This is a genomic window from Betaproteobacteria bacterium (genome assembly GCA_016791345.1).
Classification (GTDB): domain Bacteria; phylum Pseudomonadota; class Gammaproteobacteria; order Burkholderiales; family JAEUMW01; genus JAEUMW01.
In genome coordinates this window covers 1-24,631 of sequence record JAEUMW010000225.1, presented here as the reverse complement: position 1 = coordinate 24,631, position 24,631 = coordinate 1, and the positions used below count along the sequence as shown (strand labels likewise).

Annotated in this window: 22 protein-coding genes, 1 tRNA gene, 1 pseudogene and 1 other annotated feature; of the genes and pseudogenes, 19 read left to right on the top strand and 5 right to left on the bottom strand. The window is 64.7% G+C overall.

The features are described 5' to 3' along the window. Nucleotides 1-502: 502 nt before the first annotated feature. Nucleotides 503-1,513, top strand: a pseudogene (locus JNK68_08725) (IS3 family transposase). Beyond that, nucleotides 571-687 (top strand) — a sequence feature (AL1L pseudoknot). It overlaps the preceding pseudogene by 117 nt. Nucleotides 1,514-1,655: 142 nt before the next feature. Here JNK68_08725 and JNK68_08720 read toward each other — a convergent pair. Then, a tRNA-Asn gene (locus JNK68_08720) sits at nt 1,656-1,731 on the bottom strand. A 238-nt stretch (nt 1,732-1,969) separates the two neighbouring features. On the opposite strand from JNK68_08720, the gene JNK68_08715 reads away from it, so the two are divergent. Beyond that, nucleotides 1,970-3,364, top strand: a complete 1,395-nt coding sequence (locus JNK68_08715) for a hypothetical protein (protein ID MBL8540442.1) — start codon at nt 1,970-1,972, stop codon at nt 3,362-3,364. Nucleotides 3,365-3,385: 21 nt separating this feature from the next. Here JNK68_08715 and JNK68_08710 read toward each other — a convergent pair whose 3' ends face one another. Then, entirely contained in the window at nt 3,386-4,612 is a 1,227-nt protein-coding gene (locus JNK68_08710) for an aspartate/tyrosine/aromatic aminotransferase (GenBank protein ID MBL8540441.1), read from the bottom strand. A gap of 116 nt (nt 4,613-4,728) precedes the next feature. On the opposite strand from JNK68_08710, the gene uvrB reads away from it, so the two are divergent. Further along, nucleotides 4,729-6,777: an excinuclease ABC subunit UvrB gene (gene uvrB / locus JNK68_08705; protein MBL8540440.1), complete on the top strand. Its 2,049-nt coding sequence runs from the start codon at nt 4,729-4,731 to the stop codon at nt 6,775-6,777. Between the two features lie 62 nt (nt 6,778-6,839). On the opposite strand, the gene JNK68_08700 is transcribed toward uvrB, so the two are convergent. After that, nucleotides 6,840-9,557, bottom strand: a complete 2,718-nt coding sequence (locus JNK68_08700; protein ID MBL8540439.1) for an Rne/Rng family ribonuclease — start codon at nt 9,555-9,557, stop codon at nt 6,840-6,842. 365 nt (nt 9,558-9,922) lie between these two features. Here JNK68_08700 and JNK68_08695 point away from each other — a divergent pair, with 365 nt between their 5' ends. Genes JNK68_08695 through JNK68_08685 form a run of 3 tightly spaced genes read left to right on the top strand, consistent with a single transcriptional unit; the run spans nt 9,923 to nt 12,573 of the window. After that, nucleotides 9,923-10,900 carry an RluA family pseudouridine synthase gene (locus JNK68_08695; GenBank protein ID MBL8540438.1) on the top strand — a complete coding sequence of 326 codons (978 nt, stop codon included), beginning with the start codon at nt 9,923-9,925 and terminating at the stop codon, nt 10,898-10,900. Next, nucleotides 10,893-11,558 (top strand): HAD-IA family hydrolase, encoded by a 666-nt coding sequence (locus JNK68_08690; GenBank protein ID MBL8540437.1) that lies wholly within the window; start codon nt 10,893-10,895, stop codon nt 11,556-11,558. The genes JNK68_08695 and JNK68_08690 overlap by 8 nt, the downstream gene beginning before the upstream one ends. 49 nt (nt 11,559-11,607) lie before the next feature. Beyond that, nucleotides 11,608-12,573, top strand: coding sequence for a S49 family peptidase (locus JNK68_08685; GenBank protein MBL8540436.1), 966 nt, complete (start codon nt 11,608-11,610; stop codon nt 12,571-12,573). On the opposite strand, the gene JNK68_08680 is transcribed toward JNK68_08685, so the two are convergent. Continuing rightward, on the bottom strand, nt 12,570-13,298 hold the full coding sequence (locus tag JNK68_08680; protein ID MBL8540435.1) for an SAM-dependent methyltransferase: 729 nt from the start codon (nt 13,296-13,298) through the stop codon (nt 12,570-12,572). The genes JNK68_08685 and JNK68_08680 overlap by 4 nt on opposite strands. Beyond that, nucleotides 13,298-13,876: a septum formation inhibitor Maf gene (gene maf / locus JNK68_08675; protein MBL8540434.1), complete on the bottom strand. Its 579-nt coding sequence runs from the start codon at nt 13,874-13,876 to the stop codon at nt 13,298-13,300. The genes JNK68_08680 and maf overlap by 1 nt, the downstream gene beginning before the upstream one ends. A gap of 56 nt (nt 13,877-13,932) precedes the next feature. Between maf and JNK68_08670 the strand changes: the two genes are divergently transcribed. The 13 genes from JNK68_08670 to JNK68_08610 all read left to right on the top strand — a co-directional run bounded on the left by JNK68_08670 (nt 13,933) and on the right by JNK68_08610 (nt 24,404). After that, nucleotides 13,933-14,451: a DUF177 domain-containing protein gene (locus tag JNK68_08670; GenBank protein ID MBL8540433.1), complete on the top strand. Its 519-nt coding sequence runs from the start codon at nt 13,933-13,935 to the stop codon at nt 14,449-14,451. 11 nt (nt 14,452-14,462) lie between these two features. Then, on the top strand, nt 14,463-14,642 hold the full coding sequence (gene rpmF / locus JNK68_08665) for a 50S ribosomal protein L32 (protein MBL8540432.1): 180 nt from the start codon (nt 14,463-14,465) through the stop codon (nt 14,640-14,642). A gap of 107 nt (nt 14,643-14,749) precedes the next feature. Next, nucleotides 14,750-15,766, top strand: a complete 1,017-nt coding sequence (plsX, locus tag JNK68_08660) for a phosphate acyltransferase PlsX (GenBank protein ID MBL8540431.1) — start codon at nt 14,750-14,752, stop codon at nt 15,764-15,766. Continuing rightward, nucleotides 15,763-16,722, top strand: a complete 960-nt coding sequence (locus JNK68_08655; GenBank protein MBL8540430.1) for a ketoacyl-ACP synthase III — start codon at nt 15,763-15,765, stop codon at nt 16,720-16,722. Before plsX ends, JNK68_08655 begins: the two co-directional genes overlap by 4 nt. Nucleotides 16,723-16,749: 27 nt before the next feature. Next, a complete protein-coding gene (gene fabD / locus JNK68_08650) occupies nt 16,750-17,691 on the top strand; it encodes an ACP S-malonyltransferase (protein MBL8540429.1) in 942 nt (313 codons plus the stop codon). Continuing rightward, on the top strand, nt 17,688-18,428 hold the full coding sequence (fabG, locus tag JNK68_08645) for a 3-oxoacyl-ACP reductase FabG (GenBank protein ID MBL8540428.1): 741 nt from the start codon (nt 17,688-17,690) through the stop codon (nt 18,426-18,428). Before fabD ends, fabG begins: the two co-directional genes overlap by 4 nt. A 141-nt stretch (nt 18,429-18,569) precedes the next feature. Continuing rightward, nucleotides 18,570-18,806 carry an acyl carrier protein gene (gene acpP, locus JNK68_08640; protein ID MBL8540427.1) on the top strand — a complete coding sequence of 79 codons (237 nt, stop codon included), beginning with the start codon at nt 18,570-18,572 and terminating at the stop codon, nt 18,804-18,806. A gap of 45 nt (nt 18,807-18,851) precedes the next feature. Then, complete coding sequence (gene fabF / locus JNK68_08635; GenBank protein MBL8540426.1) at nt 18,852-20,090, top strand: beta-ketoacyl-ACP synthase II; 1,239 nt, start codon at nt 18,852-18,854, stop codon at nt 20,088-20,090. Nucleotides 20,091-20,157: 67 nt separating this feature from the next. Beyond that, nucleotides 20,158-20,973 (top strand): aminodeoxychorismate lyase, encoded by an 816-nt coding sequence (gene pabC / locus JNK68_08630; GenBank protein MBL8540425.1) that lies wholly within the window; start codon nt 20,158-20,160, stop codon nt 20,971-20,973. Then, nucleotides 20,957-21,973 (top strand): endolytic transglycosylase MltG, encoded by a 1,017-nt coding sequence (gene mltG / locus JNK68_08625; GenBank protein MBL8540424.1) that lies wholly within the window; start codon nt 20,957-20,959, stop codon nt 21,971-21,973. Before pabC ends, mltG begins: the two co-directional genes overlap by 17 nt. 25 nt (nt 21,974-21,998) lie before the next feature. Then, on the top strand, nt 21,999-22,607 hold the full coding sequence (locus tag JNK68_08620; protein MBL8540423.1) for a dTMP kinase: 609 nt from the start codon (nt 21,999-22,001) through the stop codon (nt 22,605-22,607). 4 nt (nt 22,608-22,611) lie between these two features. Continuing rightward, nucleotides 22,612-23,619: a DNA polymerase III subunit delta' gene (holB, locus tag JNK68_08615; GenBank protein MBL8540422.1), complete on the top strand. Its 1,008-nt coding sequence runs from the start codon at nt 22,612-22,614 to the stop codon at nt 23,617-23,619. 8 nt (nt 23,620-23,627) lie between these two features. Further along, on the top strand, nt 23,628-24,404 hold the full coding sequence (locus JNK68_08610) for a TatD family hydrolase (protein ID MBL8540421.1): 777 nt from the start codon (nt 23,628-23,630) through the stop codon (nt 24,402-24,404). Nucleotides 24,405-24,631: the final 227 nt, after the last annotated feature.

The following is a 24,631-nucleotide window of genomic DNA, read 5'->3' as shown; positions in this document are numbered from 1 at the left end:
CGCGTTCAAGGACCGTTATAATCGCCACTGGCGTCTTGAAAAGCTGGGCTTCATGTCACCCCACGAAGCCCGTCAGGCCTATGCCATGCGCAAGGCGGCCTGAGCTGCAATACCGTGTCCAGATAATGCGAGCCGGTACACTCCGGGATAGTGGATTGCCCGATATCCTTGTGTGTACGCGCACTGGGCGCGCCGGAAAGTTTACCGCTAACCACCAGTTGGAGGACATGGCCAGTTCAACGCACTGCTGCCTTGAAATTGGGAGGGGAAGAATCTCGCTGCTATGGCGGCCGGGCGTTTCTGACCGGGAAGGAGGAAGCCATCGGTCCACGCTCGGTCGGATCAGGCGAGCTTGGGTCGATTGAGCGGGCCGGGAAGGTGCGAGAATCCAAGAGGGGCAGCCGCCCGCAAGGGGGCGGACGGCTTGAACCGCCCTGGGATTCCCGGAGACTCCATTTCTTGAGAGGATGGAGTCATGAGTACGTCGAACAGGTATTCCCCGAGGCTCAAGGCGCTTGAGCGCGAGAACCAGGAGCTGCGGTGGGCGAACGAGATCCTGCGCAAGGCATCGGCGTTTTTTGCCCAGGCGGAGCTCGACCGCCGCGGCAAATGATGGTTGAGTTCGTCGATCGCCATCGCGAGCAGTACGGGGTCGAGTCGATCTGCACGCAGTTGCCGATCGCCCCTGCGACGTACTACGAATCCAAGGCTCGGCAGACCGATCCGACGCGACTGCCGGGACGTACGCGGCGCGATGCCGAGCTCAAGAGCGAGATCCAGCGGGTGCACGCGGCGAACTTCGGGCGTGTACGGCGCGCGCAAGGTCTGGCGGCAGCTCAAGCGCGAGAACATTGTCGCTGCGCGCTGCACGATCGAGCGGCTAATGCGGTCGTTGGAACTGCGCGGCGTGGTGCGCGGCCGGCGTTGCCGCACGACGATTCCGGACGATGCGGCGGCGCGGCCGCTGGATCGGGTCAAGCGGCAATTCCAGGCGAGCCGGCCGAATCAGCTGTGGGTGGCCGACTTCACGTATGTGGCGACCTGGTCCGGCTTTGTCTATGTTGCCTTCGTCATCGACGTGTTCGCCCGGCGCATCATCGGCTGGCGCGTGGCGCGCTCGATGCGGACCGAGCTCGTGCTGGACGCACTGGAACAGGCGCTGTGGGCGCGCTCGGGTGCCAAGGGCGTCGTGCACCATTCCGACGGGGGCTGCCAATATCTTTCCATTCGCTACACCGAGCGGCTTGCAGAAGCCGGCGTCGAACCGAGCGTCGGCGGCGTCGGCGATTCCTACGACAACGCGCTGGCGGAGACCATCATCGGGCTCTACAAGGCGGAAGTCATCTATCATCAAGGACCGTGGCGCCACCTGGATGCCGTCGAGTACGCAACGTTGGAATGGGTCGACTGGTTCAACCATCGACGGTTGCTGGAACCGATCGGCAATGTCCCACCGGCGGAGTTGGAGGCGTCGTACTATCGTTCACCGAGTCGGCTGCCAATGGCAGCCTGACTCAAACCCGGAGCTCTCCGGAAAATTCGGGGCGGTTCAGCTTGCGATTTCGGCGATGCGCACCTCTGGATCTGACATTCCTTCAGCCCGCGGTCGGTCGTGCCATGCCGCGGTAAAGGGCAGGAGGAGCCACGACAGTCTCTGGCTCCCCGACCTGGGCTCGAACCAGGGACCTGCGGATTAACAGTCCGTCGCTCTACCGACTGAGCTATCGGGGAATTTTCGAGGCGCCTATAATAAGTGCTCGCTTATCCTCGGTCAATCGAACACCCGACGATGCACTGTTCCGAGGAGCACCAGCGACGCGTGAGCCGGCTGTACTCCGAATTCTGAAGACACGTCTAGCGTTGTCTCATGTCTCACATGGATCCCTCATCCGTATTTCGGAGGACACCGAAGGGAGAGCAGGAAGTGTCGCTGCGGTCGCTGCCATACGCACCGTGGCTGGCGCTTGTCATGGTGGACGGCAAGTCGAGCGCGGGCAGGCTCGCCTCGCTTCAGCCGGAGTTGCCTGACCTGGAACAGTCACTCCAGACGCTGCTGCGAGAGCAGTACATCGAAATCATCTCGCCGCAGCCGGCGCTTGAAGAAATCGGGCAAACCGGAGGATCAGAGGTAACGCAGTCGCAGCAGTCGGGCGGCGAAGCATCGGCGTCGGTGGATTTCGCGGCAACGGCCAAGCGGTGGGCGGTTCGGGGACTCGTCCTGCTCCCGTTCCTCCTGGCGGCTCTTGCACTCTTCCTCGTGCACCGCTCGCTGGAGCGCTTTACCGTTCACGTCGAGGAACTTCTGGCGACCCGGCCGGGCAAGGTCACCATCGGCAGCAGCGCCGTTATCTTCAGGCCGCGTCCTGCTCTCAAACTTTCCGACGTCGCTGTAGGACCGTCGTTGCGGGTGGGTGAGGTCATTGCACAACCCAGCTGGTCTACGCTGCTCGGTCGGCGGAAGCCCATTGCGCTGCTTGAACTGGAAGATGCGAAGCTTTCCGTGGGGGATCTTCTGGGCCTTCTGCACGGTTCGACCACGCGGCGGGAAAGTACGGAAGTCTGGGCGGAACGGGTGGTGCTGGAGGACAGCGAGCTTGATGTCGGCGGAATGGAGTTCGAGTTTTCCGCTGAACTCAGTTACGTGCCCGACGGGAAGCTCGCTCGCGCGACCCTGTCCATCGACGATGGCAAGGCTCGGGCGACGCTTGCGGGCTCGGCGTTCGAGTTCTCCGCCCGCGAATGGTCGCTGCCAACAACGCCTGAGCTTACCTTCGACCAGCTGGATGCGAGCGGCACACTGGATGGCAATCACCTGGTGCTGGATCGCATCGGCGCGCTCCTCCACGACGGACTCGTCAAGGGCAACCTGGTGCTGGACTGGAGCGTCGGACTGCTCGCGGAAGGCCGCTTTGCGGCCACCAACCTTGAACTGCAGACCTTGCTCGGCGACATGAGCCGTGACTTCTCCGTGGGCGGACGACTGGACGCGGAGGGCCAGGTCGCCACTCGCGGGGGCGACGCCGACGCGCTGATCGAGAATCTGGGTCTGAACGCGGACTTTCGCGTCAAGCGCGGCATTCTCTATAACGCGGACTTCTCGGGTGCCGTGGCGGGCGAGGCTCGCGGTGGCGCGACGCGATTTGATGAGCTCTCGGGGAACCTGCAGTCCGCCGGCCGTAACCTTTCCTTTCGCAACATCAAGCTCGGTTCCGGGATCCTGTCGGCCAGAGGGGATCTGGATATCACGCCCTCGCACCAACTCGTCGGGCGCTTCACCGTGCGGCTGCGCTCGGAGGAGGAGCGTGCGAGCACGATTTCCGTCGGCGGGAGCCTGACGGCACCCAGGCTTCAGCTTGGTGGCTGAGGAGTGCGGCGAAGAGCTTCCCTAACTGCTCTTGAGGACGGCAGCCAGGGCTTCTGCGACGTAATCGACGTTGCGCGAATTGAGCGCGGCAACGCAGATACGGCCGCTGCTCACCGCATAGATGCCGTAGTCCGCGCGCAAGCGGTCGACCTGCGCAGCAGAGATCCCGGTGTACGAAAACATTCCGCGCTGATGCAGAAGGAATGAGAAATCCGTCGGCACGCCGCGCGCGCGCAGCTTCTCCAGCAGGCTCAGTCGCATGCCGCGAATGCGATCGCGCATGCCGGCGAGTTCTGCTTCCCAGGATTCCCGCAGCTTTGCATCGGACAGGATCGATGCCACCACAGCGGCTCCGTGCGTGGGCGGGTTGGAATAGCTGGTGCGGACGAGGCGCTTGATCTGGGAGAGCACACAAGCCGCCTCGCGATCGCTGGCCGTGACGAGGCTCAATGCGCCGACCCGCTCGCCGTAGAGGGAGAAGGACTTCGAGAATGACGTGGCGAGCAGGAACGAAAGTCCTGCGTCGGCGAAAAGGCGGGGTGCCATGGCATCCGCGCCGAGGCCATCCGCAAAGCCCTGGTACGCCATGTCGAGAAAGGCGACCAGGCCCCTGGCGCGGACGATCTCGACGACCTCCTGCCACTCTACCGCCGTCAGGTCGGCGCCGGTCGGGTTGTGGCAGCAAGCGTGGAGGACGACGATCGACCCGGGCGCAAGCTGCGTCAGCCGCTCTTTCATGTTCGCGAACCTGACGCCGAAGGTGACCGGGTCGTAGTACGGATAGGTGTCCACCGGGAAGCCCGCCGTCTCAAACAAGGCGCGATGATTTTCCCAGCTCGGGTCGCTCAGGTATGTGGTCGCATCAGGCAAGAGGCGGCGGAGGAGATCGGCGCCAACGCGCAGCGCGCCGGTTCCGCCCAAGGTCTCGATCGTCACCACGCGGCCTTCTGCCAGCAGCGGCGAGTCGTCGCCGAAGACCAGCCGTTGCACGAGTTGGTTGTAGCTTGCGAGACCATCGATCGGCAGGTAACCACGTGCCGGCAGCGCTTCGAGCCGTGCGCGTTCCGCAGTGCGCACCGACTCGAGAAGCGGCACCTTTCCATCATCGCCCTGATAGACGCCGACCCCGAGATTCACCTTGGTAGGACGGGGATCAGCGATGAACGCTTCGGTCAGCCCGAGAATCGGGTCGCGCGGCGCCATCTCTACCGTGCCGAACAGTGACGGGAATGCAATCGGTACGCTCATCTTCTCTCCAGAGTGCCGCGATTCGTCACCGGCGAACAACTCGACCTGGGAATAAACTGTCTACGCTCACGCGCCGGGCGTGCGCGCTGAAGCGTTGTTCTATCGAGGATTCTAGCATGACAGATCTGTCCGACAGTGGGCGTGTCCTGACCTTCGAGGGCAGCCCGTTCCGCCTGCACCAACCCTTCGAGCCGGCCGGAGATCAGCCGGAAGCGATCGCCCGCCTGATCGAGGGAATCGGGGACGGTCTCGCGTTTCAGACACTTCTCGGAGTGACCGGTTCGGGCAAGACATTCACGATGGCGAACGTGATCGCACAGGTCGGCCGGCCGGCGCTCGTCATGGCGCCGAACAAGACGCTCGCCGCGCAGCTCTACGCCGAATTCCGCGAGTTCTTCCCGGAGAACGCGGTGGAATACTTCGTCTCCTACTACGACTACTACCAGCCGGAGGCCTACGTGCCTTCGCGCGACCTGTACATCGAGAAGGATTCCAGCATCAACGAGCATATCGAGCAGATGCGCCTGTCGGCGACGAAGGCGCTGCTGGAGCGGCCGGACACCGTGATCGTCGCGACCGTGTCGTGCATCTACGGCATCGGCGACCCGGTCGACTATCACAGCATGATCCTGCACCTGCGCGAGCGCGAGCGCATCAGCCAGCGGGACGTGATCAGGCGTCTCACGGAGATGCAGTACGAACGTGCGGAGCTCGATTTCCGGCGCGGCACGTTTCGCGTGCGGGGCGATGTGATCGACGTCTTTCCGGCGGAGCATTCGGAGACCGCGTTGCGGGTGAACCTGTTCGACGACGAGATCGAAACGCTGCTGCTGTTCGATCCGCTGACCGGTCAGGTCACCCAGCGGGTGGGGCGATTCACCGTGTATCCGTCGAGTCACTATGTCACCCCGCGCAGCACGACGCTGCGCGCGGTCGAAGCGATCAAGATCGAGCTCGCCGAGCGCATCGCGTGGTTCCAAGGTGAGGGCAAGCTGGTCGAGGCGCAGCGCGTCGAGCAGCGTACGCGCTTCGATCTCGAGATGCTGAACGAATTGGGGTTCTGCAAAGGCATCGAGAACTACAGCCGGCACCTGTCCGGGCGCGCGGCGGGTGAGCCACCGCCCACGCTGATGGACTATCTTCCGGCGCGCTCGCTCATCTTCGTCGACGAGAGCCATGTGACGATTCCGCAGGTCGGGGGCATGTACCGGGGAGACCGCGCGCGCAAGCAGAACCTCGTCGACTACGGTTTCCGTTTGCCGAGCGCGGTCGACAACCGTCCGCTCAAGTTCGAGGAGTTCGAACGACTGGTGTCGCAGGCGATCTTCGTCTCCGCCACGCCGGCCGACTACGAGCGCGCGCATCAGGGTCAGGTCGTCGAGCAGCTGGTGCGGCCCACCGGGCTCGTCGATCCGAGCGTCGAGGTACGCGCCGCATCGACACAGGTCGACGATCTCCTGTCCGAGATCAGTCTGCGCGTGGCAAGACGCGAGCGTGTGCTGGTGACCACGCTGACCAAGCGCATGGCGGAAGAACTGACGGACTATCTCGCCGAGCACGGCGTGAAGGTGCGCTATCTGCACTCGGACATCGATACCGTCGAACGGGTCGAGATCATCCGCGACCTGCGGCTCGGGCAGTTCGACGTGCTCGTCGGCATCAACCTCCTGCGCGAGGGCCTCGACCTGCCGGAAGTGTCGCTGGTGGCGATCCTCGACGCCGACAAGGAAGGATTTCTTCGCTCCGAGCGATCGCTCGTGCAGACCATCGGACGTGCCGCGCGGCATCTCAACGGGACGGCGATCCTCTATGCCGACACGGTGACCGATTCGATGCGGCGGGCGATCGGCGAGACCGAGCGGCGGCGCGCGAAACAGCTGGCACACAATGCCGCGCGGGGCATCACGCCGAGGGGCGTCGAGAAGGGCGTGCGGGACATGATCGACGGCGTGTATCCGTCGCACCCGGCAGAGGAGGAGAGGACGGCCCGCGCCGTGGCGGCAGCGCAGGTCGTGTCGGAGAAGGATCTCGCGCGGGCGATCAAGCGGCTCGAAAAGGAGATGCTGGAGCACGCGCGCAATCTGGAGTTCGAGCGGGCAGCGAAGGCGCGCGATGCGCTGAAGGTCCTCAAGGAGAGGCTCTTTGGCGTCTCCGAACCGAACTGATCCCGCCGTCGGGAAAAACAAAGGGGCGCTCGGCAGCGCCCCTTTGCGGCGGGTAGTCCGGCTTATTTCCGCGTTTCGATCTGCACCAGGGTCTGCTCTCCCTGAGAGAGTTCGGCGACCCGGGGCCGCGGTGGCCGACGCGGGGCGGTCTGCGCTTCCTCCTCGAAGGCGGTTGCCACACGCGTACGACCGGGATCCGTTTCCACCATCACCATCCCCTCCGGCAATGCAACCGGCGCCGGGACGGTCGGAATGGGGGCGGGGGCGCGGTCCTGCACGATGGGCTCAGGTTCCGGCTCGGGTGGGAGCGGCGGCACCAGCTTGAGGGCAGGCGGCTCGGCAGGCTCCAACGCGGGTGTCTCCGTGACCACTTCGGGCGGTGCGGATTCCTGAACCGGCGGTTCCACGAGGATCGACGCCGGCGCCTCCGCTTCACCCGTGGTCGACACGGTGTTTGCCGCCTCCGCCATCACTGCGGGTACGACAGGGGGTACGACGGGGGCAGCGCTCGCAGGCTCGGTGTGGTCGGTCGATTCGGCGACCGTGTCGTCGGCTGCCGTCAGGAAAGTAGCGCTCCCTGCAGCGGCTGTCGCTTCCATGCCTTGCCGCGCAGGTGCGCCGACGCCGCCCTCCGGTCGCCGTTCACGCCGGCCGCGACGGCGGCGGCTGCGGCCTTCCTGCACCTCGGCCGCCTCGGCAGGCACCTCCGGCGTATCTGCCGCCTCGACGGGAACCCGTGCGGGTACTTCGCGCGGCGCCTGCGGTTGCCGTTGCGGACGTTCTCCGCGCTCCGGTCGCTCCCCGCGCTCACGACGTTCGCCACGTTCCCGGCGTTCGCCGCGCTCGGCACGTTCCGGACGTTCAGCTCGCTCGCTGCGTTCGGGCGGGCGCGAATCGCCTGCAGCCGCCGGAGTGGCGCCGCGGGCAGTCGCAGTCCGCGGTTCCTGGCGCTCGCGCTCGTCCCGACGTTCACGCCGGTCCGACCGGCCGCGGTCTCGCTCCCGATCACCGCGTCCCCGGCGGTGTGCGCGCTGGGGCATGGCGGGCGGTGCGACGACCGCTTCCGCGATCGGCTCCGGCTTGCGCCGAAACCAGCCGAAGATCTTGTCGACCAGCGAAACCGGAGGGGCGGGCGCGGCCGCTGGCGGTTTCGGCGCTTCCAGCGGTGCAGGCTGGGTGGGCGTAATGCCCTTGACTGCCGCCTCCGTGCGCGGTGCGCCCGTTTCGGGCAGCGCCACCACGGGTTTTTCCTCCTCCGCCGGCGCCTCGACCATCTGATAGCTCGCGGGGAGCGGCTCGGACCGGTTGAGTTCGTCGTGCTTCAAGCGGGCGACCGTGTAATGCGGCGTGTCGAAATGGATGTTCGGGATCAGGACCACGCTCACCTTGAGTCGCGACTCGATGCCGTGGATGTCCGAGCGCTTCTCGTTCAGCAGAAAGGTGGCGACGTCCACCGGCACCTGCGCATGCACGGCGGCGGTGTTCTCCTTCATCGCCTCCTCCTGCAGGATGCGCAGGATGTGGAGCGCGGTCGATTCGATGCTGCGGATCTGGCCGGTTCCCTGGCAGCGCGGGCAGGGCAGGTTACTCGTTTCGCCCAGGCTCGGTTGCAGCCGCTGGCGCGACAGCTCCATGAGGCCGAAGCGCGAGATCTTGCCCATCTGCACCCGGGCGCGGTCGAAGTGCAGCGCATCGCGCAGCCGCGTCTCGACCTCGCGCTGATTGCGTGAGGACTCCATGTCGATGAAGTCGATGACGATGAGCCCGCCGAGGTCACGCAGGCGCAACTGTCGCGCGATCTCGTCGGCCGCCTCGAGATTGGTGTTGAGGGCGGTCTGCTCGATGTCGCCGCCGCGCGTGGCACGTGCCGAGTTGACGTCGATCGAGACCAGCGCTTCGGTGTGATCGATGACCACCGCGCCGCCGGAGGGCAACTGCACCTGCCGGGAATACGCCGTCTCGATCTGGTGCTCGATCTGGAAGCGGGAGAAGAGCGGAACGTCGTCCTTGTAGAGCTTGACCCGGTTGACGTTGCTCGGCATCACGTGGCCCATGAACTGCCGGGCCTGATCGTAGATCGCCTCCGTGTCGATCAGCAATTCGCCGATCTCGGGCTGGAAATAGTCGCGAATCGCGCGGATGACGAGGCTCGACTCCTGGTAGATCAGGAAGGCGCCTGCCTGCTGGCGCGAGGCGTTCTCGATCGCGCGCCAGAGCTGCAGCAGGTAGTTCAAGTCCCAGTTGAGTTCTTCCAGCGTGCGGCCGATGCCGGCAGTGCGCGCGATGATGCTCATCCCCTGCGGCACATCGAGCTGGCCGACGAGATCGCGCAGTTCGTCGCGTTCCTCACCCTCGACACGCCGGGAAACGCCGCCGCCGCGCGGGTTGTTCGGCATCAGGACGAGATAGCGTCCGGCGAGGCTGACGAAGGTGGTGAGAGCCGCCCCCTTGTTGCCCCGCTCGTCCTTCTCGACCTGGACGATGAACTCCTGACCTTCCTTGAGAGCGTCCTGAATGCGGGCGCGGGACACTTCGACGCCCGTCTGAAAGAGACTCCGGCTGACTTCCTTGAATGGCAGGAAACCGTGCCGGTCGGCGCCATAATCGACGAATGCGGCCTCCAGGCTCGGCTCGATGCGTGTAACGATGCCTTGGTAGATATTGCCTTTGCGTTGTTCCTTTCCTGCTGATTCTATGTCGAGGTCAATCAGCTTCTGACCGTCTACAATTGCGACCCGAAGCTCTTCGGACTGGGTCGCGTTGAAAAGCATGCGCTTCATTCTTGTCTCCCGCGCTTCATCTCACGGGAAAGCCAAACCCGCCCCGGCGAAGCCATCGCCAGCGGCCAAGTGGTCATCTTGTCATAGGCTCGAGGTGCGTTCCAAGGAGGTGTTCGGTTGGCAGGAAGCCCCGGGGTTTGCCTTTCTTCGGTGCCGCGTGCGACGGCTGTTAGATCCGGTCCGTGAGAGTGCTCGCGCGCTTGTATCGATTCCTATCGTCGCGTTGGCACGCAACGATGCTTTGGGTTGCTGATCAGGGCACCGGAGCGAGCTCGAGAGGCGGCCAGAACTGGCCTCGTGCCGTGCGGCGCAGCGCGTTGACGCGTTGCGCGAGTGCTCTGAACAGGGCGGAAGTATAAGCAAGAATGGTTGCGCCAAGCAAAAATTCCGTAACTTTGCAAGAGGTTGATGAACGCAGTGCCGAGCAGCGCATCGACAACTACCTGTCGCGGCTGCTCAAGGGCGTGCCACGCAGTCACGTCTATCGCATCCTGCGCTCGGGCGAAGTGCGGGTGAACAGCCGGCGGGTCGATGCGACGTACCGCCTCAAGCCGGGTGACCAAGTGCGTGTGCCGCCGGTGCGCACCGCCGTGCGAGCCGAAACCACGACCGCCGGGCCCGTGCCGTCGCGGCTGGTGCCGCCGACACTTTTCGAGGACGATTGGCTGCTTGCAGTCGACAAGCCCTCGGGTCTAGCGGTCCACGGTGGCAGCGGTGTCGCCCGCGGTGTGATCGAGCTCTTGCGCCAGACCGGTCGGACGCCCTTCCTGGAACTCGTGCACCGGCTGGACCGGGAAACGTCGGGTGTTCTGCTGCTGGCGAAAAAGCGCGGCGCACTCACGCGCCTGCACGAGTTGCTGCGGGCGGGGCAGGTGGAGAAACGCTATCTCGTCTTCGTCCGCGGACGCTGGCGGGATGCGCGCCGCCGCGTCAGCCTGCCGCTGCACAAGTTCGTGACCGCGGCCGGCGAGCGCCGCGTGAGCGTCCGGGCGGACGGTCAGGAGTCCGACACCGTCTTCACGTTGATCGAGCGGCTGGGCGATTTCAGCCTGCTGGAGGCGCAGCTCGGCACCGGCCGCACCCACCAGATCCGCGTGCAGTTGTCCCATCTCGGGTATCCGGTGGCGGGTGACGACAAGTATGGAGACTTCGAGCTCAACCGCGAGCTCACACGGACGGGCCTGAAGCGCATGTTCCTGCACGCCTGGCGGCTCGCGTTCGAGCATCCGATGACGGCCGCGCCGGTCGACCTGACCGCGGCGCTGCCGCCCGATCTGCAGCGTTTTCTTCAGGCACAGGGCGCAAGCTCGCCCATCGTCGCGGAGCGTCCATCCCATGTCTGAGTCGCCACGCCCTTTCGAGCTCCTCGTCTTCGACTGGGACGGCACGCTCATGGATTCCGCGGCCGCCATCGTCGCGGCCATTCAGGCGGCGAGCCGCGATCTGGATCTGCCGGCGCCGGACGAGCAGCGCGCGCGCCACGTCATTGGCCTCGGATTGAGCGATGCGGTTTCGTATCTCTTCCCCGAACTGCCGGCATCCGGTCACGAGGCCGTGGCGAGCCGCTACCGTCACCACTATTTCGCGAGCGACCACGAGATTCCGCTTTTCGACGGCATAACGGAGATGATGGATGAGCTCGCTGCGGCCGGGTTCCTGCTCGCGGTGGCGACCGGCAAGGGCCGGCGCGGGCTCGACCGGGCGCTCGCCGTGAGCCGTCTCGCATCCTCGTTCCATGCCACGCGCTGTGCCGACGAGGCATTCTCGAAACCCCACCCGGCCATGCTGCTCGAAATCATGAGTGATCTCGGCGTCGAACCCGCGCATACGCTCATGGTCGGCGATACCACGCACGATCTCGACATGGCACGCAATGCGCGCGTGGCCTCGCTCGCCGTGACCTATGGTGCGCATCCGCACGAAGCCCTGAGCGCCTGTGCGCCGCTGGCCTGTGTGGAGAGCGTACCAGCGCTGCGTGCGTGGTTCGCAGCACGCACGTGATCGGTGTACGCTGAAAAAGTCGATCGTTGCCTGCAACCAGGAATCCTTCATGACCGAACCGAACTCCGACAAGTCCCCGGGCGCGCAGTGGGAGCGCAGCGTCCTCGAAAAGCTCGCCACCGCGGCGGTCGATGAGCAGCGGCGGGCGCGGCGCTGGGGCATCTTCTTCAAGGCGCTCGGTTTCATCTACCTTTTCGCGCTGCTGTTCGTGGGCATGGGTTGGATCGGCAAGAAGGATGCGGCGCTGTCCAGCAAGCACACCGCCGTGGTCGATCTCTCCGGCGTGATCGCCCCCGACAGCGAGGCGAGCGCGGAGAAGATCACGTCCGGCCTCAAGGAAGCATTCAAGGACAAGCGCACGCAGGGCGTGGTGCTGCGCATCAACAGCCCGGGCGGCAGCCCGGTGCAGGCGGGCTACATCAACGACGAGATCCGGCGGCTGCGCGCGAAATATCCCGCCATCCCGCTCTACGCGGTGGTCGAGGACATCTGTGCGTCCGGCGGCTATTACGTCGCAGTGGCAGCCGACAAGATCTTCGTCGACAAGGCAAGCATCGTGGGGTCGATCGGCGTGCTCATGGATGGCTTCGGCTTCGTCGGCACGCTGGACAAGCTGGGCGTCGAGCGCCGCCTGATCACGGCCGGCCGCGAGAAGGGCTTCCTCGATCCGTTCTCTCCCCTCATTTCCGAACAGAAGGAGTATGCGGAGAAGATGCTGGCCGAGATCCACGGCCAGTTCATCGAGGTCGTGAAGCAGGGTCGCGGGAAGCGCCTCAAGGACACTGCCGATCTGTTCAACGGGCTCGTCTGGACCGGGCAGCGCAGCATCGAGCTGGGACTAGCGGACGAACTCGGCAATGTCGATTACGTCGCGCGCGAGATCATCAAGGCCGATCAGGTCGTCGACTTCACCTCGCACGAGACCGTTCTGGAGCGCTTCGCCCGACGGCTGGGGGCGGGCGCCATGCAGGCGTTTCTGCACTTCTCGGGCGGCTCGGTGAGCGCGGTTCGCTAGAGGTCAGCAGCGTACAGCAGGAACACCGTCGGCAGTCTGGCGAGCGCCGGTGGTGCGGCGCGCCGCCAGTCTGCGATCGATCGCGTGGACACGTGTTCTGCCGCGCCCGTCAGGTCCGACGCGATGCACAGCCACGTCTGCGCGCCGCAGGACGCCAGCAGGGATTCGAAGAGCGGCAGATTCCGGTAGGGCGTTTCGATGAAGATCTGAGTTTCGCGCCGTCGCCTGGATTCGAGTTCAAGTACCTTCAGCTGCTCTTCCCGTTCCGCTTTCGCCGCCGGCAGGTAGCCATGGAAGGCGAAGCGCTGGCCGGGCAATCCGGACGCCATCAGCGCGAGTAGGACTGCCGACGGGCCGACCAGGGGCTGTACCCGGATCCCCATCCGGTGGGCCGCAAGAACGAGCGGAGCGCCAGGGTCGGCGATGGCGGGACACCCGGCTTCCGACAGGAGGCCGCAGGACACGCCCGCCCGCAGTGGCGCCAGCAGTTCCGGGATGCGCGCGGCAGGTGTGTGCTCGTTCAGTTCCTCGATGGCGATGTCGCGCAGCGGCCTCCGGTGGCCGATGGCCTTGAGGAAGCTGCGCGCGGTCTTCGCGCGTTCGGCGACGAAGTGGTCGAGCGTTACCGCAACGGCGATGGCGTGCGCCGGCAGCAGCAGGCGCGGATCGCCTGCAGACAGACTCGATGGAATCAGATAGAGCGTAGGCGTGGACCGGTCGGTCATCAGGGGAGATCGAAGCCGGCGCGACGGAGCAGGGCGGCGAGGCGAATCAGCGGCAAGCCGATCAGCGCGTTCGGGTCGTCGCCCTCGAGCGCCTCGATGAGGACGATCCCGAAGCCCTCGACCTTTGCGCTGCCGGCGCAGTCGTAGGGCTGCTCGCGGCGCAGATAGCGCTCGATCGCGTCGTCGTCGAGCCGACGGAAGCGCACACGGTTGCACGCGAGCTCCAACTCGGCCGACCCGGTGGCGGCGTCGAGCAGACAGAGCGCCGTGTGGAAATCGATCGATCGCCCGGAACAGCGGCGCAGCTGGTGGACCGCGTTCGCGTGCGTGAGTGGTTTGCCCAGCGCTTCGCCGTCGATCTCGGCGACCTGGTCAGCGCCGATGATCAGGGCGTCGGGGAAATCCCCGGCGACTGCCGCTGCTTTCTCCCGGGCGAGTCGCCGCGCCGTGGCTGCGGGAACTTCACCGGCCCGCGGCGTTTCGTCCACCTCTGGTGCGGCGGTTTCGAAGGGGAGGCCGAGTCGAAAGAGCAACTCGCGGCGGTAGGGAGAGGTGGAGGCGAGAACCAGCCGCTGCATTTCGCGACGACATCTTCTTTGACAAAACTCAGCCAGAATAATACATTGGCGCGTTTATGTGCGAAGGCCCTGTCATCGACGTTCGCGAATTCGCGCGGTCCGATGGCCGCCTCGCCGGCACAGCAGCAGTGTCCAGTCTGCCGCGGCTTGCCGATGTGCTGGTGCAGTCCGGCGGCGAGGTGGCCTACACTTTGGCGGGGCGTCTCGACGGCGACGGTCATCCACGGTTGCAGATCGATGTGTCCGGTCGGCTCGCCTTACGCTGCCAGCGGTGTCTCGAAGCGGTCGTCCAGGACGTCGTCTCGCGCCGGGAGCTGCGGTTCCTGAACGATGCGTCGGAGCTGCCGGACGTCGCGGACGAGGCTCCCGATCTGGACGATCTGCCGTTGCCTGCGGAGATGCGGGTGCTGGACTGGGTGGAGGACGAAATCCTCCTCGCGCTCCCGATTGCGCCGCGCCACGAGGAAGGAGGCTGTCATGCGCCTCCGAACCCGGCGGCCGAGCCGGAATCCGCCGGCGGACCGTTCGCACGACTGAAGGAGCTGGGGCTCCATCAACGCAAGACAGACGAGTAAGGAGTTTTGTCATGGCTGTGCAGCAGAACAAAAAGTCGCCGTCCAAACGCAACATGCGGCGTGCACATGATTTCCTCACGGCCGCGCCACTCGCGGTCGAGCCCACGACGGGCGAAGTTCACCTGCGCCATCACGTGAGCCCGAGCGGCTACTACCGGGGCAAGAAGGTCGTCAAGCCGCGGGACGAATGACGGCGGGCGATGTCGAGCCCGACGACCGCCGTCTTCGGCCGTGTTCCCGTAACAAGCGTGTGTCGGGCCGGCGTTCGTTCGGCCAGCGTGCAGCAGACCTGATCTGAATGGACGTAACCCTTGCGGTGGATTGCATGGGCGGTGACCATGGCCCCCATGTCACCGTACCTGCTGCGCTGCGTTTCCTCGAACACACGGACGACACGGTGATCGTCCTGGTCGGGCTGCGCGATGCGATCGAAGCCGAGCTCAAGGCGAATCACCGCGAACTCGGTCCCCGGCTGCGGCTGCACCCCGCATCCCAGGTCGTCGCCATGGACGAGCCGCCGGCGGCGGCCCTCAAGCGCAAGAAGGACTCGTCGATGCGCGTTTCGATCAATCTGGTGAAGACCGGGGAGGCGCACGCCTGTATCAGTGCCGGCAACACCGGAGCGCTGATGGCGACCGCGCGCTTCGTCCTGAAGACGCTGCCGGGGATCGAGCGCCCGGCGATCGCCACGGTCCTGCCGACGATGCAGGGCAGCACGTACATGCTCGACCTCGGCGCCAATGTCGACTGCACGCCGTTGCACCTGCTGCAGTTCGGCGTGATGGGCGCCTCTCTGTCAGCGGCGCTCGGCCATAAGGAACGTCCGACTGTGGGTCTGCTCAACATCGGGGAGGAGGACATCAAGGGCAACGAGGTCGTGCGTCAGGCGGGCGAGCTCCTGCGCCGCAGCGGGCTCAATTTTCACGGCAACATCGAGGGCGACGACATCTACAAGGGAGTCACGGATGTCGTGGTGTGCGACGGCTTCGTCGGCAACGTCGCGCTCAAGACTTCGGAGGGGCTCGCCCAGATGCTGGGTTCCTATCTGCGTCAGGAATTCAGCCGCAATCTCTTCACGCGGCTTTGCGGGGTCGTCGCGCTGCCCATCATCAGGGCGTTCAAGAAGCGCGTCGATCCCCGACAGTTCAACGGCGCCTGTCTGCTCGGACTGCGCGGGATCGTCGTGAAGAGCCACGGCTCCGCGGACAGCTTCGCGTTCGAGTGTGCGCTGCGACGGGCATACGAAGAGGTTGGGGAGGGCGTTCTGCGGCGCATCAGCGATCGCCTGGCCTTGCTGCAGGAGGACGCGTCGTGACCTTTTCACGAATCGCCGGTACCGGGGCATATCTACCGGCCCGGACACTTACGAACCAGGAGCTCGAGCAGACCGTCGCCACCAGCGACGACTGGATCCGGACACGCACCGGCATCCGCGAGCGCCATGTCGCGGGCGAGGGCGAACTGGCGAGCGATCTCGCCTTGGAGGCGAGCCGTCGCGCGCTCGATGCCGCCGGTGTGAGCCCCGCCGACCTCGATCTCGTCATCGTCGCGACGACGACGCCAGACGTCGTTTTTCCGAGCACTGCCTGCATCCTGCAAAGCAAGCTCGGCGCAGGGCCGTGCCCCGCCTTCGATGTGCAGGCGGTCTGTGCCGGCTTCATCTACGCGCTGGCGACAGCCGATCTCTACGTGCGCGCTGGCAAGTGCCGTCATGCCCTGGTCGTCGGGGCGGAAGTCTATTCGCACATTCTCGACTGGAACGACCGCGGGACCTGCGTGCTCTTCGGTGACGGGGCAGGCGCCGTCGTGTTGAGCGCTGCCGACGAGCCCGGAATTCTCTCCACGCATCTGCACGCAGACGGCACGTATCACGATATCCTCAGCGTTCCCGGCCACGTGTCCGGCGGCAACGTGCGCGGACGCCCGTTCGTGCAGATGGACGGCGGCGCCGTCTTCAAGTTTGCGGTGAAGGTGCTGTCCGAAGTTGCCCACGAGGCGCTGTCCGAGAACGGACTCACGGTGCAGGACATCGACTGGCTGATTCCGCATCAGGCCAACATCCGCATCATCGAGGCTACCGCGAAGAGGCTCGGACTGCCGCTCGCGCGTGTCGTCGTCACCGTGGACCGGCATGCGAACACCTCTGCCGCGTCGGTCCCGCTGGCGCTCGACGAGGCGGTGCGCGAAGGCCGCATTCGCCGCGGTCACCGCGTGCTGCTGGAAGGGGTCGGTGGCGGGTTCACGTGGGGCGCAGCGCTGCTGCGCTTCTAGGCCGAAGGATCAACGGGAGCAACCAGGGTGAAACTCGCAATCGTGTTTCCGGGCCAGGCCTCGCAATCGGTCGGCATGATGCATCAGTACGATGGCCTGCCGAAGATCCGGGAGACGTTCGACGAGGCGTCGGAGATCTTCGGCACCGACCTGTGGACGCTCGTCGCCGAAGGTCCCGCAGAAAAACTGCACCTCACCACTTACACGCAGCCGGTGATGCTGGTCGCCGGGGTGGCCGTGTATCGTGCCTGGCAGGCGCTCGGCGGTCCGGCACCGGCGCTGCTGGCAGGCCACAGTCTCGGCGAGTACTCGGCCCTGGTCGCCTCCGGCGCGCTGCGCTTCGAAGACGCGGTGCCGCTCGTACGCCATCGCGCCGAAGCCATGCAGGCCGCCGTGCCCGAAGGTCTGGGCGGGATGGCGGCGATTCTCGGGCTGGCCGATGACGCGGTGCTCAAGATCTGCGAAGAGACAGCGCAGGGCGAAGTGCTGGAAGCCGCCAACTTCAACGCACAGGCCCAGGTCGTGATCGCCGGTCACAACGGCGCGCTTCATCGCGGCATCGATCTCGCCAAGTCGCGCGGCGCAAAGCGCGGGCTGATGCTGCCGATGAGCGTGCCGTGCCACTGCAGCTTGATGCGACCGGCGGCAGGCAGTCTGACCGAGTTCCTCGCCGGCATCACACTGGCGGTGCCGTCGGTGCCAGTGGTTCACAATGCAGACGTGGCGACCCACGCTGACCCGACCGCCATCAAGGACGCCCTGGCGCGACAGCTCTACAGCCCGGTCCGCTGGGTCGATACGATCCGTTATCTGGTGGGCGAGGGGGTGACGCACCTCATGGAGTGCGGCCCGGGCAAGGTGCTCGCCGGGATCAGCAAGCGCACGGCGGGTGCCGTCCCGTTCTATGCGCTCGCCGATGCGTCGCAGGTCAAGGAAGCGCTGGCAGCGCTGCAGAAGGTGCGTTCATGATGAAGGGAAAGATTGCACTCGTGACCGGGGCCACCCGTGGCATCGGTCGCGCCATTGCGCTCGAACTCGCCCGCCAGGGAGCAACAGTGGTCGGCACGGCGACGACCGAAGCGGGCGCGGCGAGCATCGCCGCGGCGCTGGGCGAAGCGGGGCTGGCCGGTACCGGCATGGTGCTCGACGTGAACTCTCACGAGCAGGCGCAGCACGTCGTCGATCGTACCCAGGAGCAGTTCGGGACGCTCTCGATCCTCGTCAACAATGCCGGCATCACCCGGGACAATCTGCTCGTGCGCATGAAGGACGAGGAGTGGGACGACATCCTCAACACCAACCTGCGCTCGGTCTACCGGATGTCGAAGCTCGTGCTGCGCACGATGATGAAGGCGCGCACGGGTCGCATCATCAACATCGGTTCGGTGGTGGGCGCGATGGGCAATGCGGGCCAGGCCAATTATGCGGCCGCCAAAGCCGGCATGGTCGGATTCACCAAGGCACTCGCGCGCGAGGTGGGGAGCCGGGGCATCACTGTCAACTGTGTCGCACCCGGGTTCATCGACACCGACATGACCCGTGCGCTCGGCGAAGCGCAGACCGAGGCGCTCGTCCAGCAGATCCCCGTGGGCCGTCTGGGCCGCGGCGAAGACATCGCGGCGGCGGTGGTGTTCCTGGCGTCTGCCGGAGCAGCCTACATCACCGGGGCGACACTCCACGTAAATGGTGGAATGTACATGGAATGACGGCTGAAGGAACACCCGGTCGCATTCTTCCGCAACCTTCGTTCTGGTAGAATTCGCGAACTTTTCGACACCCGCGGGCTGCGGCCCGTATTCCACGCAATACCGCTAACCCGCTGCGTTACTGACAGGGATGGGGATACCATGGACAACATCGAAGCACGTGTAAAGAAAATCGTCGCCGAGCAATTGGGCGTCAACGAATCCGAAATCAAGAACGAATCGTCGTTCGTCGACGACCTCGGTGCCGACTCCCTGGATACGGTCGAGCTCGTGATGGCCCTCGAAGAGGAATTCGAATGCGAGATTCCCGACGAGGAGGCCGAGAAGATCGCCACCGTGCAGCAGGCGATCGATTACATCAAGTCGCACCTCGGCTGATCGGCTCGCAGCCGCAGCGGCAGATCCGGACGCAGGGGTGCGCAGGTGAGCAGACGCAGAGTCGTGGTCACGGGCTTGGGCATCGTCAGCCCCGTGGGCAATTCGATCGACGCCGCGTGGGCAAATGTGCGGGAGGGGCGCTCGGGAATCGGTCCGATCACCCGCTTCGACGCATCGGCGTTTTCTTCCCGCATTGCGGGAGAGGTGAAGGACTTCGATCCCGCGCGGTACATATCGGCGAAGGAAGCCCGCCGCTATGACACTTTCGTGCACTATGGGGTCGCTGCCGCCGTCGACGCAATCGCCGACGCCGGCCTCGTGGTCACCGAAGAGAACGCGGAGCGGATCGGCGTGAACATCGGCTCGGGCATCGGCGGTTTGCCGATGATCGAGGATACCCATCGCGTGATTTCCGAATCGGGGCCGCGGAAGATCAGCCCCTTCTTCGTGCCGGGCACGATCATCAACATCATCTCGGGCATCATCTCGATCATGTATCGGGTGAAGGGACCGAACTTCTCCATGGTGACTGCCTGCGCCACGTCCAATCACTGCATCGGTACCGCGGCGCGATTCATCGAGTATGGCGATGCCGATGTGATGATCGCAGGTGGCGCCGAGTCCACCGTGTCTCCCCTTGGCATCGGTGGTTTCTGCGCGGCGCGCGCCTTGAGCGTGCGCAATGCCGATCCGGCGGGAGCGAGCCGTCCCTGGGACATCGGGCGCGACGGATTCGTCCTCGGCGAGGGCGCAGGCATGCTCATCCTGGAAGAACTCGAGCATGCCAGGAAGCGCGCGGCGCGCATCTACGCGGAACTCGCAGGCTTTGGCATGAGCAGCGACGCCTACCACATTACAGCGCCCTGCGAGGATGGCGAGGGCGCCGCGCGCTGCATGCGCAACGCGCTCCAGAGTGCAGGTGTCAACAGCAACGAGGTCGACTACATCAACGCTCACGGGACGTCGACACCGCTTGGTGACATTGCCGAGACTGTTGCGGTGAAGAGTTGCCTCGGCGAGAGCGCGAAGCGGGTCGCCATGAGTTCCACCAAGTCGATGACCGGGCATCTTCTGGGCGCCGCTGGCGGTGTCGAAGCCGTGTTCTCGGTGCTTGCGGTGCGCGATCAGCTGGCTCCGCCGACGATCAATCTTGTCGATCCCGATCCGCAGTGTGACCTCGACTACGTTCCCAACGCGGCGCGCGAGATGAAGATAGGCGTCGCCGTGTCCAACTCGTTCGGCTTCGGCGGAACGAACGCCACACTGGTTTTCCGGCGGATCTAGGCCAACTCGCTCACGAGGCCCCGCTGCCGGTCGAGGGCGGGTGACTTCGAAACTCCGCACAAAGGCCATGGGAATTCTCGTCAATGGCCAAACGAACGGAGCGGTGAATCCGGCAGACCGCGGCCTCGCCTACGGTGATGGTGTATTCCGAACCTGCTTGCTGCGCGCGGGCAGGGCGGTCTGCTGGGCGCGTCACTATCGAAAGCTGCAGGCGGATTGCGACGCCATCGGCCTGCCGTGCCCCCCTTCGCACACGCTGCTCGCCGAACTGACGATCGCGGCCTCCGGCTTGCCTGAGGCCGCAGGCAAGATCATCGTCACGCGTGGCGAAGGTCCCCGCGGATACGCGGCGCCCGCCTCCCCGCTTCCCACTCGAATCGTGTCGGCAGGTCCGCTGCCGTCGTATCCGGCTGGGCATCGCGAACAGGGTGTCAACGTTCGTCGGTGCCGGCTTCGGCTCGCGATACAGCCTCGGCTTGCGGGGGTCAAACACCTGAATCGCCTCGAGAACGTCATCGCACGCGCGGAATGGGCGGACGACACCGTGGCGGAAGGCCTGCTCCTCGACGCGGAAGGTCACGTCATCGAGGGTATCGCCACGAACATCTTCGCTGTTCGCAAGGGAGTGCTGCAGACGCCGGATCTGTCGCGCTGTGGCGTCTCCGGGGTGACGCGAGAGCGCATCATCGACGCGGCGGTGCGCGACCGTGTGCCGCTTCGGGTTGTCGACCTTTCCTGGGACGATCTGTTGGGGGCGGACGAGGTAGTCCTCGTCAACAGCCTGATCGGCGCGTGGCGGGTTCGAAGTCTGGCAGATCGCACTTGGGAAGGAAGCGAATGGACCGTCCGTGTGAGGGGTTGGCTGGATGGTGCCGAGGATTAGGAGCTTTATCGCGTGGCTTGTGGTCGCGACAGTAGGGACCATTGCGATCGCGACGGCGTCGCTGTATCAGTTCGCGCACGCTCCGTTACCATTGCGTGGTGCGCTGCCGAAGGCCTTCGAGCTCAAGTCCGGCAGCAGTCTGAGAAGCATCGCGCGACAGCTGGTCGCGGCCGACGTGCTGACGGAGCCGTGGCGCTTCGAACTGCTCGCGCGGCTCCAGGGTGACGACGCCAGCCTCAAGGCGGGAAGCTACGAGATCGCAGCCGCCATCACGCCCCTTGAGCTGATCGAGAAACTCAGGCGGGGAGATGTGGTCCAGGAGCAGATCACCCTGGTGGAAGGTTGGACGTTACGCCAGATACGTCAGGCGTTGGCCGAGCATCCGTATCTCCGTCACGACAGCAGCATGCTGTCGGAGGCGCAGTTGCTGGAACGCTTAGGTGTGTCCGGCTACGCAAGCGGCGAGGGGCTCTTCTTCCCGGATACCTATCGCTTCAGCCGTGGTGCGAGCGACCTCGATGTCCTGCGGCAGTCGCGTGAGGGAATGCAAAAGCGCCTCGATAGCCTGTGGAGCGCGCGCGCATCCGACCTTCCTTTCAATTCTGCGTACGAGGCGCTGATCCTCGCATCGATCGTCGAAAAGGAGACTGGTGCCGAGGCGGACCGCCCGCTGGTTGCAGCCGTGTTCGTGAACCGGCTGCGGCGCGGCATGAAACTGCAGACCGACCCGAGCGTCATCTACGGACTGGGTGTGGCCTTCGACGGAAATCTGCGGAAAGCCGACCTGCAGCGCGACACGCCTTTCAACACCTACACTCGCCCGGGCCTGCCACCGACACCGATCTCGATGCCCGGCCTCGCATCGCTTTCTGCAACGTTGAACCCGCCGAAGACCGACGCGCTCTATTTCGTCGCAAGAGGTGACGGTACGAGTCACTTCTCCCCCTCCATGGAAGAGCACAATCGCGCCGTGGACCGCTATCAGAGAGGACGCCATTGACCTTGTGCAGGGGTGGCAAACCATCGTGAAACGAGGCAAGTTCATCACCTTCGAGGGAATCGACGGGGCTGGCAAGACCACCCATCTCGCCTGGTTCGCGGATCGGCTGCGCGCGGGCGGCAAGATGGTGCGGGTCACGCGCGAGCCCGGAGGTACAGCGGTCGGGGAGCGACTGCGTGAACTGCTCTTGCAGGAGCCGATGGATGCCGAGACTGAAGCGCTCTTGATGTTCGCCGCGAGGCAGGAACATATCGCGAAGGTGATCAGACCCTCCATCGAGGCCGGGGAATGGGTGGTGTGTGATCGCTTCACCGACGCGACCATGGCTTATCAAGGCGGCGGGCGAGGCATCGCGCTTGAACGCCTGGCCGCACTGGAGAAGTGGGTCCAGGGAGACCTGCAGCCAGACCTGACGCTGCTCTTCGACGTCTCTGTCGAGTGTGCGATTGCGCGACTGGATCGGTCGCGGGCCCGTGACCGCTTCGAGGAGGAACAGACGTCATTCTTCGAACGTGTGCGTGCCGTATACCTGCAGCGGCAGGCAGCGTCGCCTCGGCGCATTCGCTTGGTAAAGGCCGACGTGTCCGTTGAGAATGTTAGAGAACAACTTGAAGTAATAATGACAAGTATATGAAGCAATGATATTTCCTTGGCAGAAACAGTTATGGCAGCAACTCGGGGGGCAGGCGTTTCCACACGCGTTCCTGATTCATGGACCGAAAGGGATCGGCAAACTTCACTTTGCCAAAGTGCTCGCGCAGGCGCTGCTTTGCGAGACCTCCCGCCCCGGTCTGGATCCGTGTGAGTCATGCCTGTCCTGTCACTGGTATCGGCAGGAGTCACACCCCGACTTCAAGCTTCTCCAGCCCGAGGCATTCGAAACAGTGGAAGAACCGGGTACAGATACCGGATCCGGACGGACGAAGCAGGGGGGTAGTCAGATCGCGGTGGGGCAGATCCGGGCACTGGCGGGATTCCTTGACCTTTCGGCGCACCGCCAGGGAAAGAAGGTGGTCTTGGTGCACCCCGCCGATGAACTCAACGTCAATGCGGCGAATGCATTGCTCAAGACGCTCGAAGAACCTCCGCGCGACACCGTCCTGCTGCTGGTGGCTCACCGCATCCACCGTATTCTACCCACGGTGCGTAGCCGCTGCCGGGCACTCCCCATGCGCATTCCCATCCCGGAGGAAAGCACGGCTTGGATGCTGGAAGAGGGCATCGAGCACCCAGCACAGGCGCTCGCCGACGCGGGCTTCGCTCCACTGCAAGCGCTGGACAACACACGAGGCGATTATCCGGAGCGACGCAAATCGTTTCTTGAGCATCTGGCAGCCCGGGCGTTCGATCCGGTTGGTTTCGCGGCGACTCACGAGGGTCGTGAACTGTCTCGAGTACTCGGCTGGCTTCAGAAATGGACGTATGACCTTGTGTCGATGCGGCTTACCGGCCACATACGCTACAACCCGGACTTCGCGCAGACTCTGCAGGAACTCGCGAAGCACGCTGACGCCGTGCAACTGGAGAGATTCTATCGCGCACTGGTGCTGGGGGAATCGCGCGTGCGACATCCTCTGAATCCGCGGCTCGTGCTGGAGCACCTCTTTCTTTCATATCAGCGATGCATGCAGGGGGCGCATCGATGACATCGCCCATCCTGGTCGATTCCCACTGCCATATCGACTTCCCGGAATTGGCAGGGGATCTCGATGGCATCCTTCGGCGGATGAAGGAGAATGGCGTCGGCGCCGCGCTTTGCGTGTCGGTCGGCCTTTCGACCTTTCCCGCCATTCTACGGATCGCCGAGCAATTTCCCGAGATATTCGCGTCTGTAGGGGTCCATCCCGATTACGAAGGGGTCGAAGAACCCACGACCGACGGCCTCGCCGCTCTGGCTGCGCATCCCAAGGTTGTGGCGATTGGAGAAACCGGGCTCGACTACTATCGTTTGACCGGCGATCTTGAATGGCAACGCGAACGCTTCCGCTGCCACATCCGAGCCGCACGTGAGACAGGCAAACCCTTGATCATCCATACCCGGTCTGCTGCCCAGGACACCCTGCGCTTGATGCGTGAAGAGCGAGCCAGCGAGGTTGGCGGTGTAATGCACTGCTTTACGGAGTCCTGGGACGTTGCCGCTGCGGCCCTGGATCTCGGGTTCTACATCTCGTTCTCAGGCATCGTGACGTTCAAGAACGCCGTCGCGCTGAAGGAAGTCGCGCGCAGAGTGCCGATGGACCGCATGCTGATCGAGACCGACTCTCCGTACCTCGCACCCGTGCCACATCGCGGCAAGATGAATCAGCCGGCTTACGTGATGCACGTGGCCGAGGAAGTCGCGCGCCTGAGGAACATCCGATTCGAGGATGTGGCGTATCAGACGACGGCGAACTTCACGGCTCTCTTTGGGGTGCGCGCCCCAGGGGGCTGAAGAAGGAAGAAGGAAAACCATGAAGTGCGCAAACTAAAGCCTTTCGTAAGGCGCAAGCCAAGGTTGCAGCATTTATATTTACATAATATACATTATGCGCAACTGAGGTCACGGTAACGGGGGCGCTCGATGCGGCGAACGGCGCTGCGCCGCCCGGCTCGCCCGCTGCGGAGCGCGGCTCTCTTGGGCTTGTCCTTCTTAATAAACAAGTGTCGCGTGGAGTCGAT

Excerpts from the sequence above, each read along its gene's own strand:
- JNK68_08715 (MBL8540442.1), top strand. The coding sequence starts at position 1,970 with ATGGTGGACGGCAAGTCGAGCGCGGGCAGGCTCGCCTCGCTTCAGCCG.
- JNK68_08710 (MBL8540441.1), bottom strand. The coding sequence starts at position 4,612 with ATGAGCGTACCGATTGCATTCCCGTCACTGTTCGGCACGGTAGAGATG.
- uvrB (MBL8540440.1), top strand. The coding sequence starts at position 4,729 with ATGACAGATCTGTCCGACAGTGGGCGTGTCCTGACCTTCGAGGGCAGC.
- JNK68_08700 (MBL8540439.1), bottom strand. The coding sequence starts at position 9,557 with ATGAAGCGCATGCTTTTCAACGCGACCCAGTCCGAAGAGCTTCGGGTC.
- JNK68_08695 (MBL8540438.1), top strand. The coding sequence starts at position 9,923 with ATGGTTGCGCCAAGCAAAAATTCCGTAACTTTGCAAGAGGTTGATGAA.
- JNK68_08690 (MBL8540437.1), top strand. The coding sequence starts at position 10,893 with ATGTCTGAGTCGCCACGCCCTTTCGAGCTCCTCGTCTTCGACTGGGAC.
- JNK68_08685 (MBL8540436.1), top strand. The coding sequence starts at position 11,608 with ATGACCGAACCGAACTCCGACAAGTCCCCGGGCGCGCAGTGGGAGCGC.
- JNK68_08680 (MBL8540435.1), bottom strand. The coding sequence starts at position 13,298 with ATGACCGACCGGTCCACGCCTACGCTCTATCTGATTCCATCGAGTCTG.
- maf (MBL8540434.1), bottom strand. The coding sequence starts at position 13,876 with ATGCAGCGGCTGGTTCTCGCCTCCACCTCTCCCTACCGCCGCGAGTTG.
- JNK68_08670 (MBL8540433.1), top strand. The coding sequence starts at position 13,933 with ATGTGCGAAGGCCCTGTCATCGACGTTCGCGAATTCGCGCGGTCCGAT.
- rpmF (MBL8540432.1), top strand. The coding sequence starts at position 14,463 with ATGGCTGTGCAGCAGAACAAAAAGTCGCCGTCCAAACGCAACATGCGG.
- plsX (MBL8540431.1), top strand. The coding sequence starts at position 14,750 with ATGGACGTAACCCTTGCGGTGGATTGCATGGGCGGTGACCATGGCCCC.
- fabG (MBL8540428.1), top strand. The coding sequence starts at position 17,688 with ATGATGAAGGGAAAGATTGCACTCGTGACCGGGGCCACCCGTGGCATC.
- acpP (MBL8540427.1), top strand. The coding sequence starts at position 18,570 with ATGGACAACATCGAAGCACGTGTAAAGAAAATCGTCGCCGAGCAATTG.
- pabC (MBL8540425.1), top strand. The coding sequence starts at position 20,158 with ATGGGAATTCTCGTCAATGGCCAAACGAACGGAGCGGTGAATCCGGCA.
- mltG (MBL8540424.1), top strand. The coding sequence starts at position 20,957 with ATGGTGCCGAGGATTAGGAGCTTTATCGCGTGGCTTGTGGTCGCGACA.
- holB (MBL8540422.1), top strand. The coding sequence starts at position 22,612 with ATGATATTTCCTTGGCAGAAACAGTTATGGCAGCAACTCGGGGGGCAG.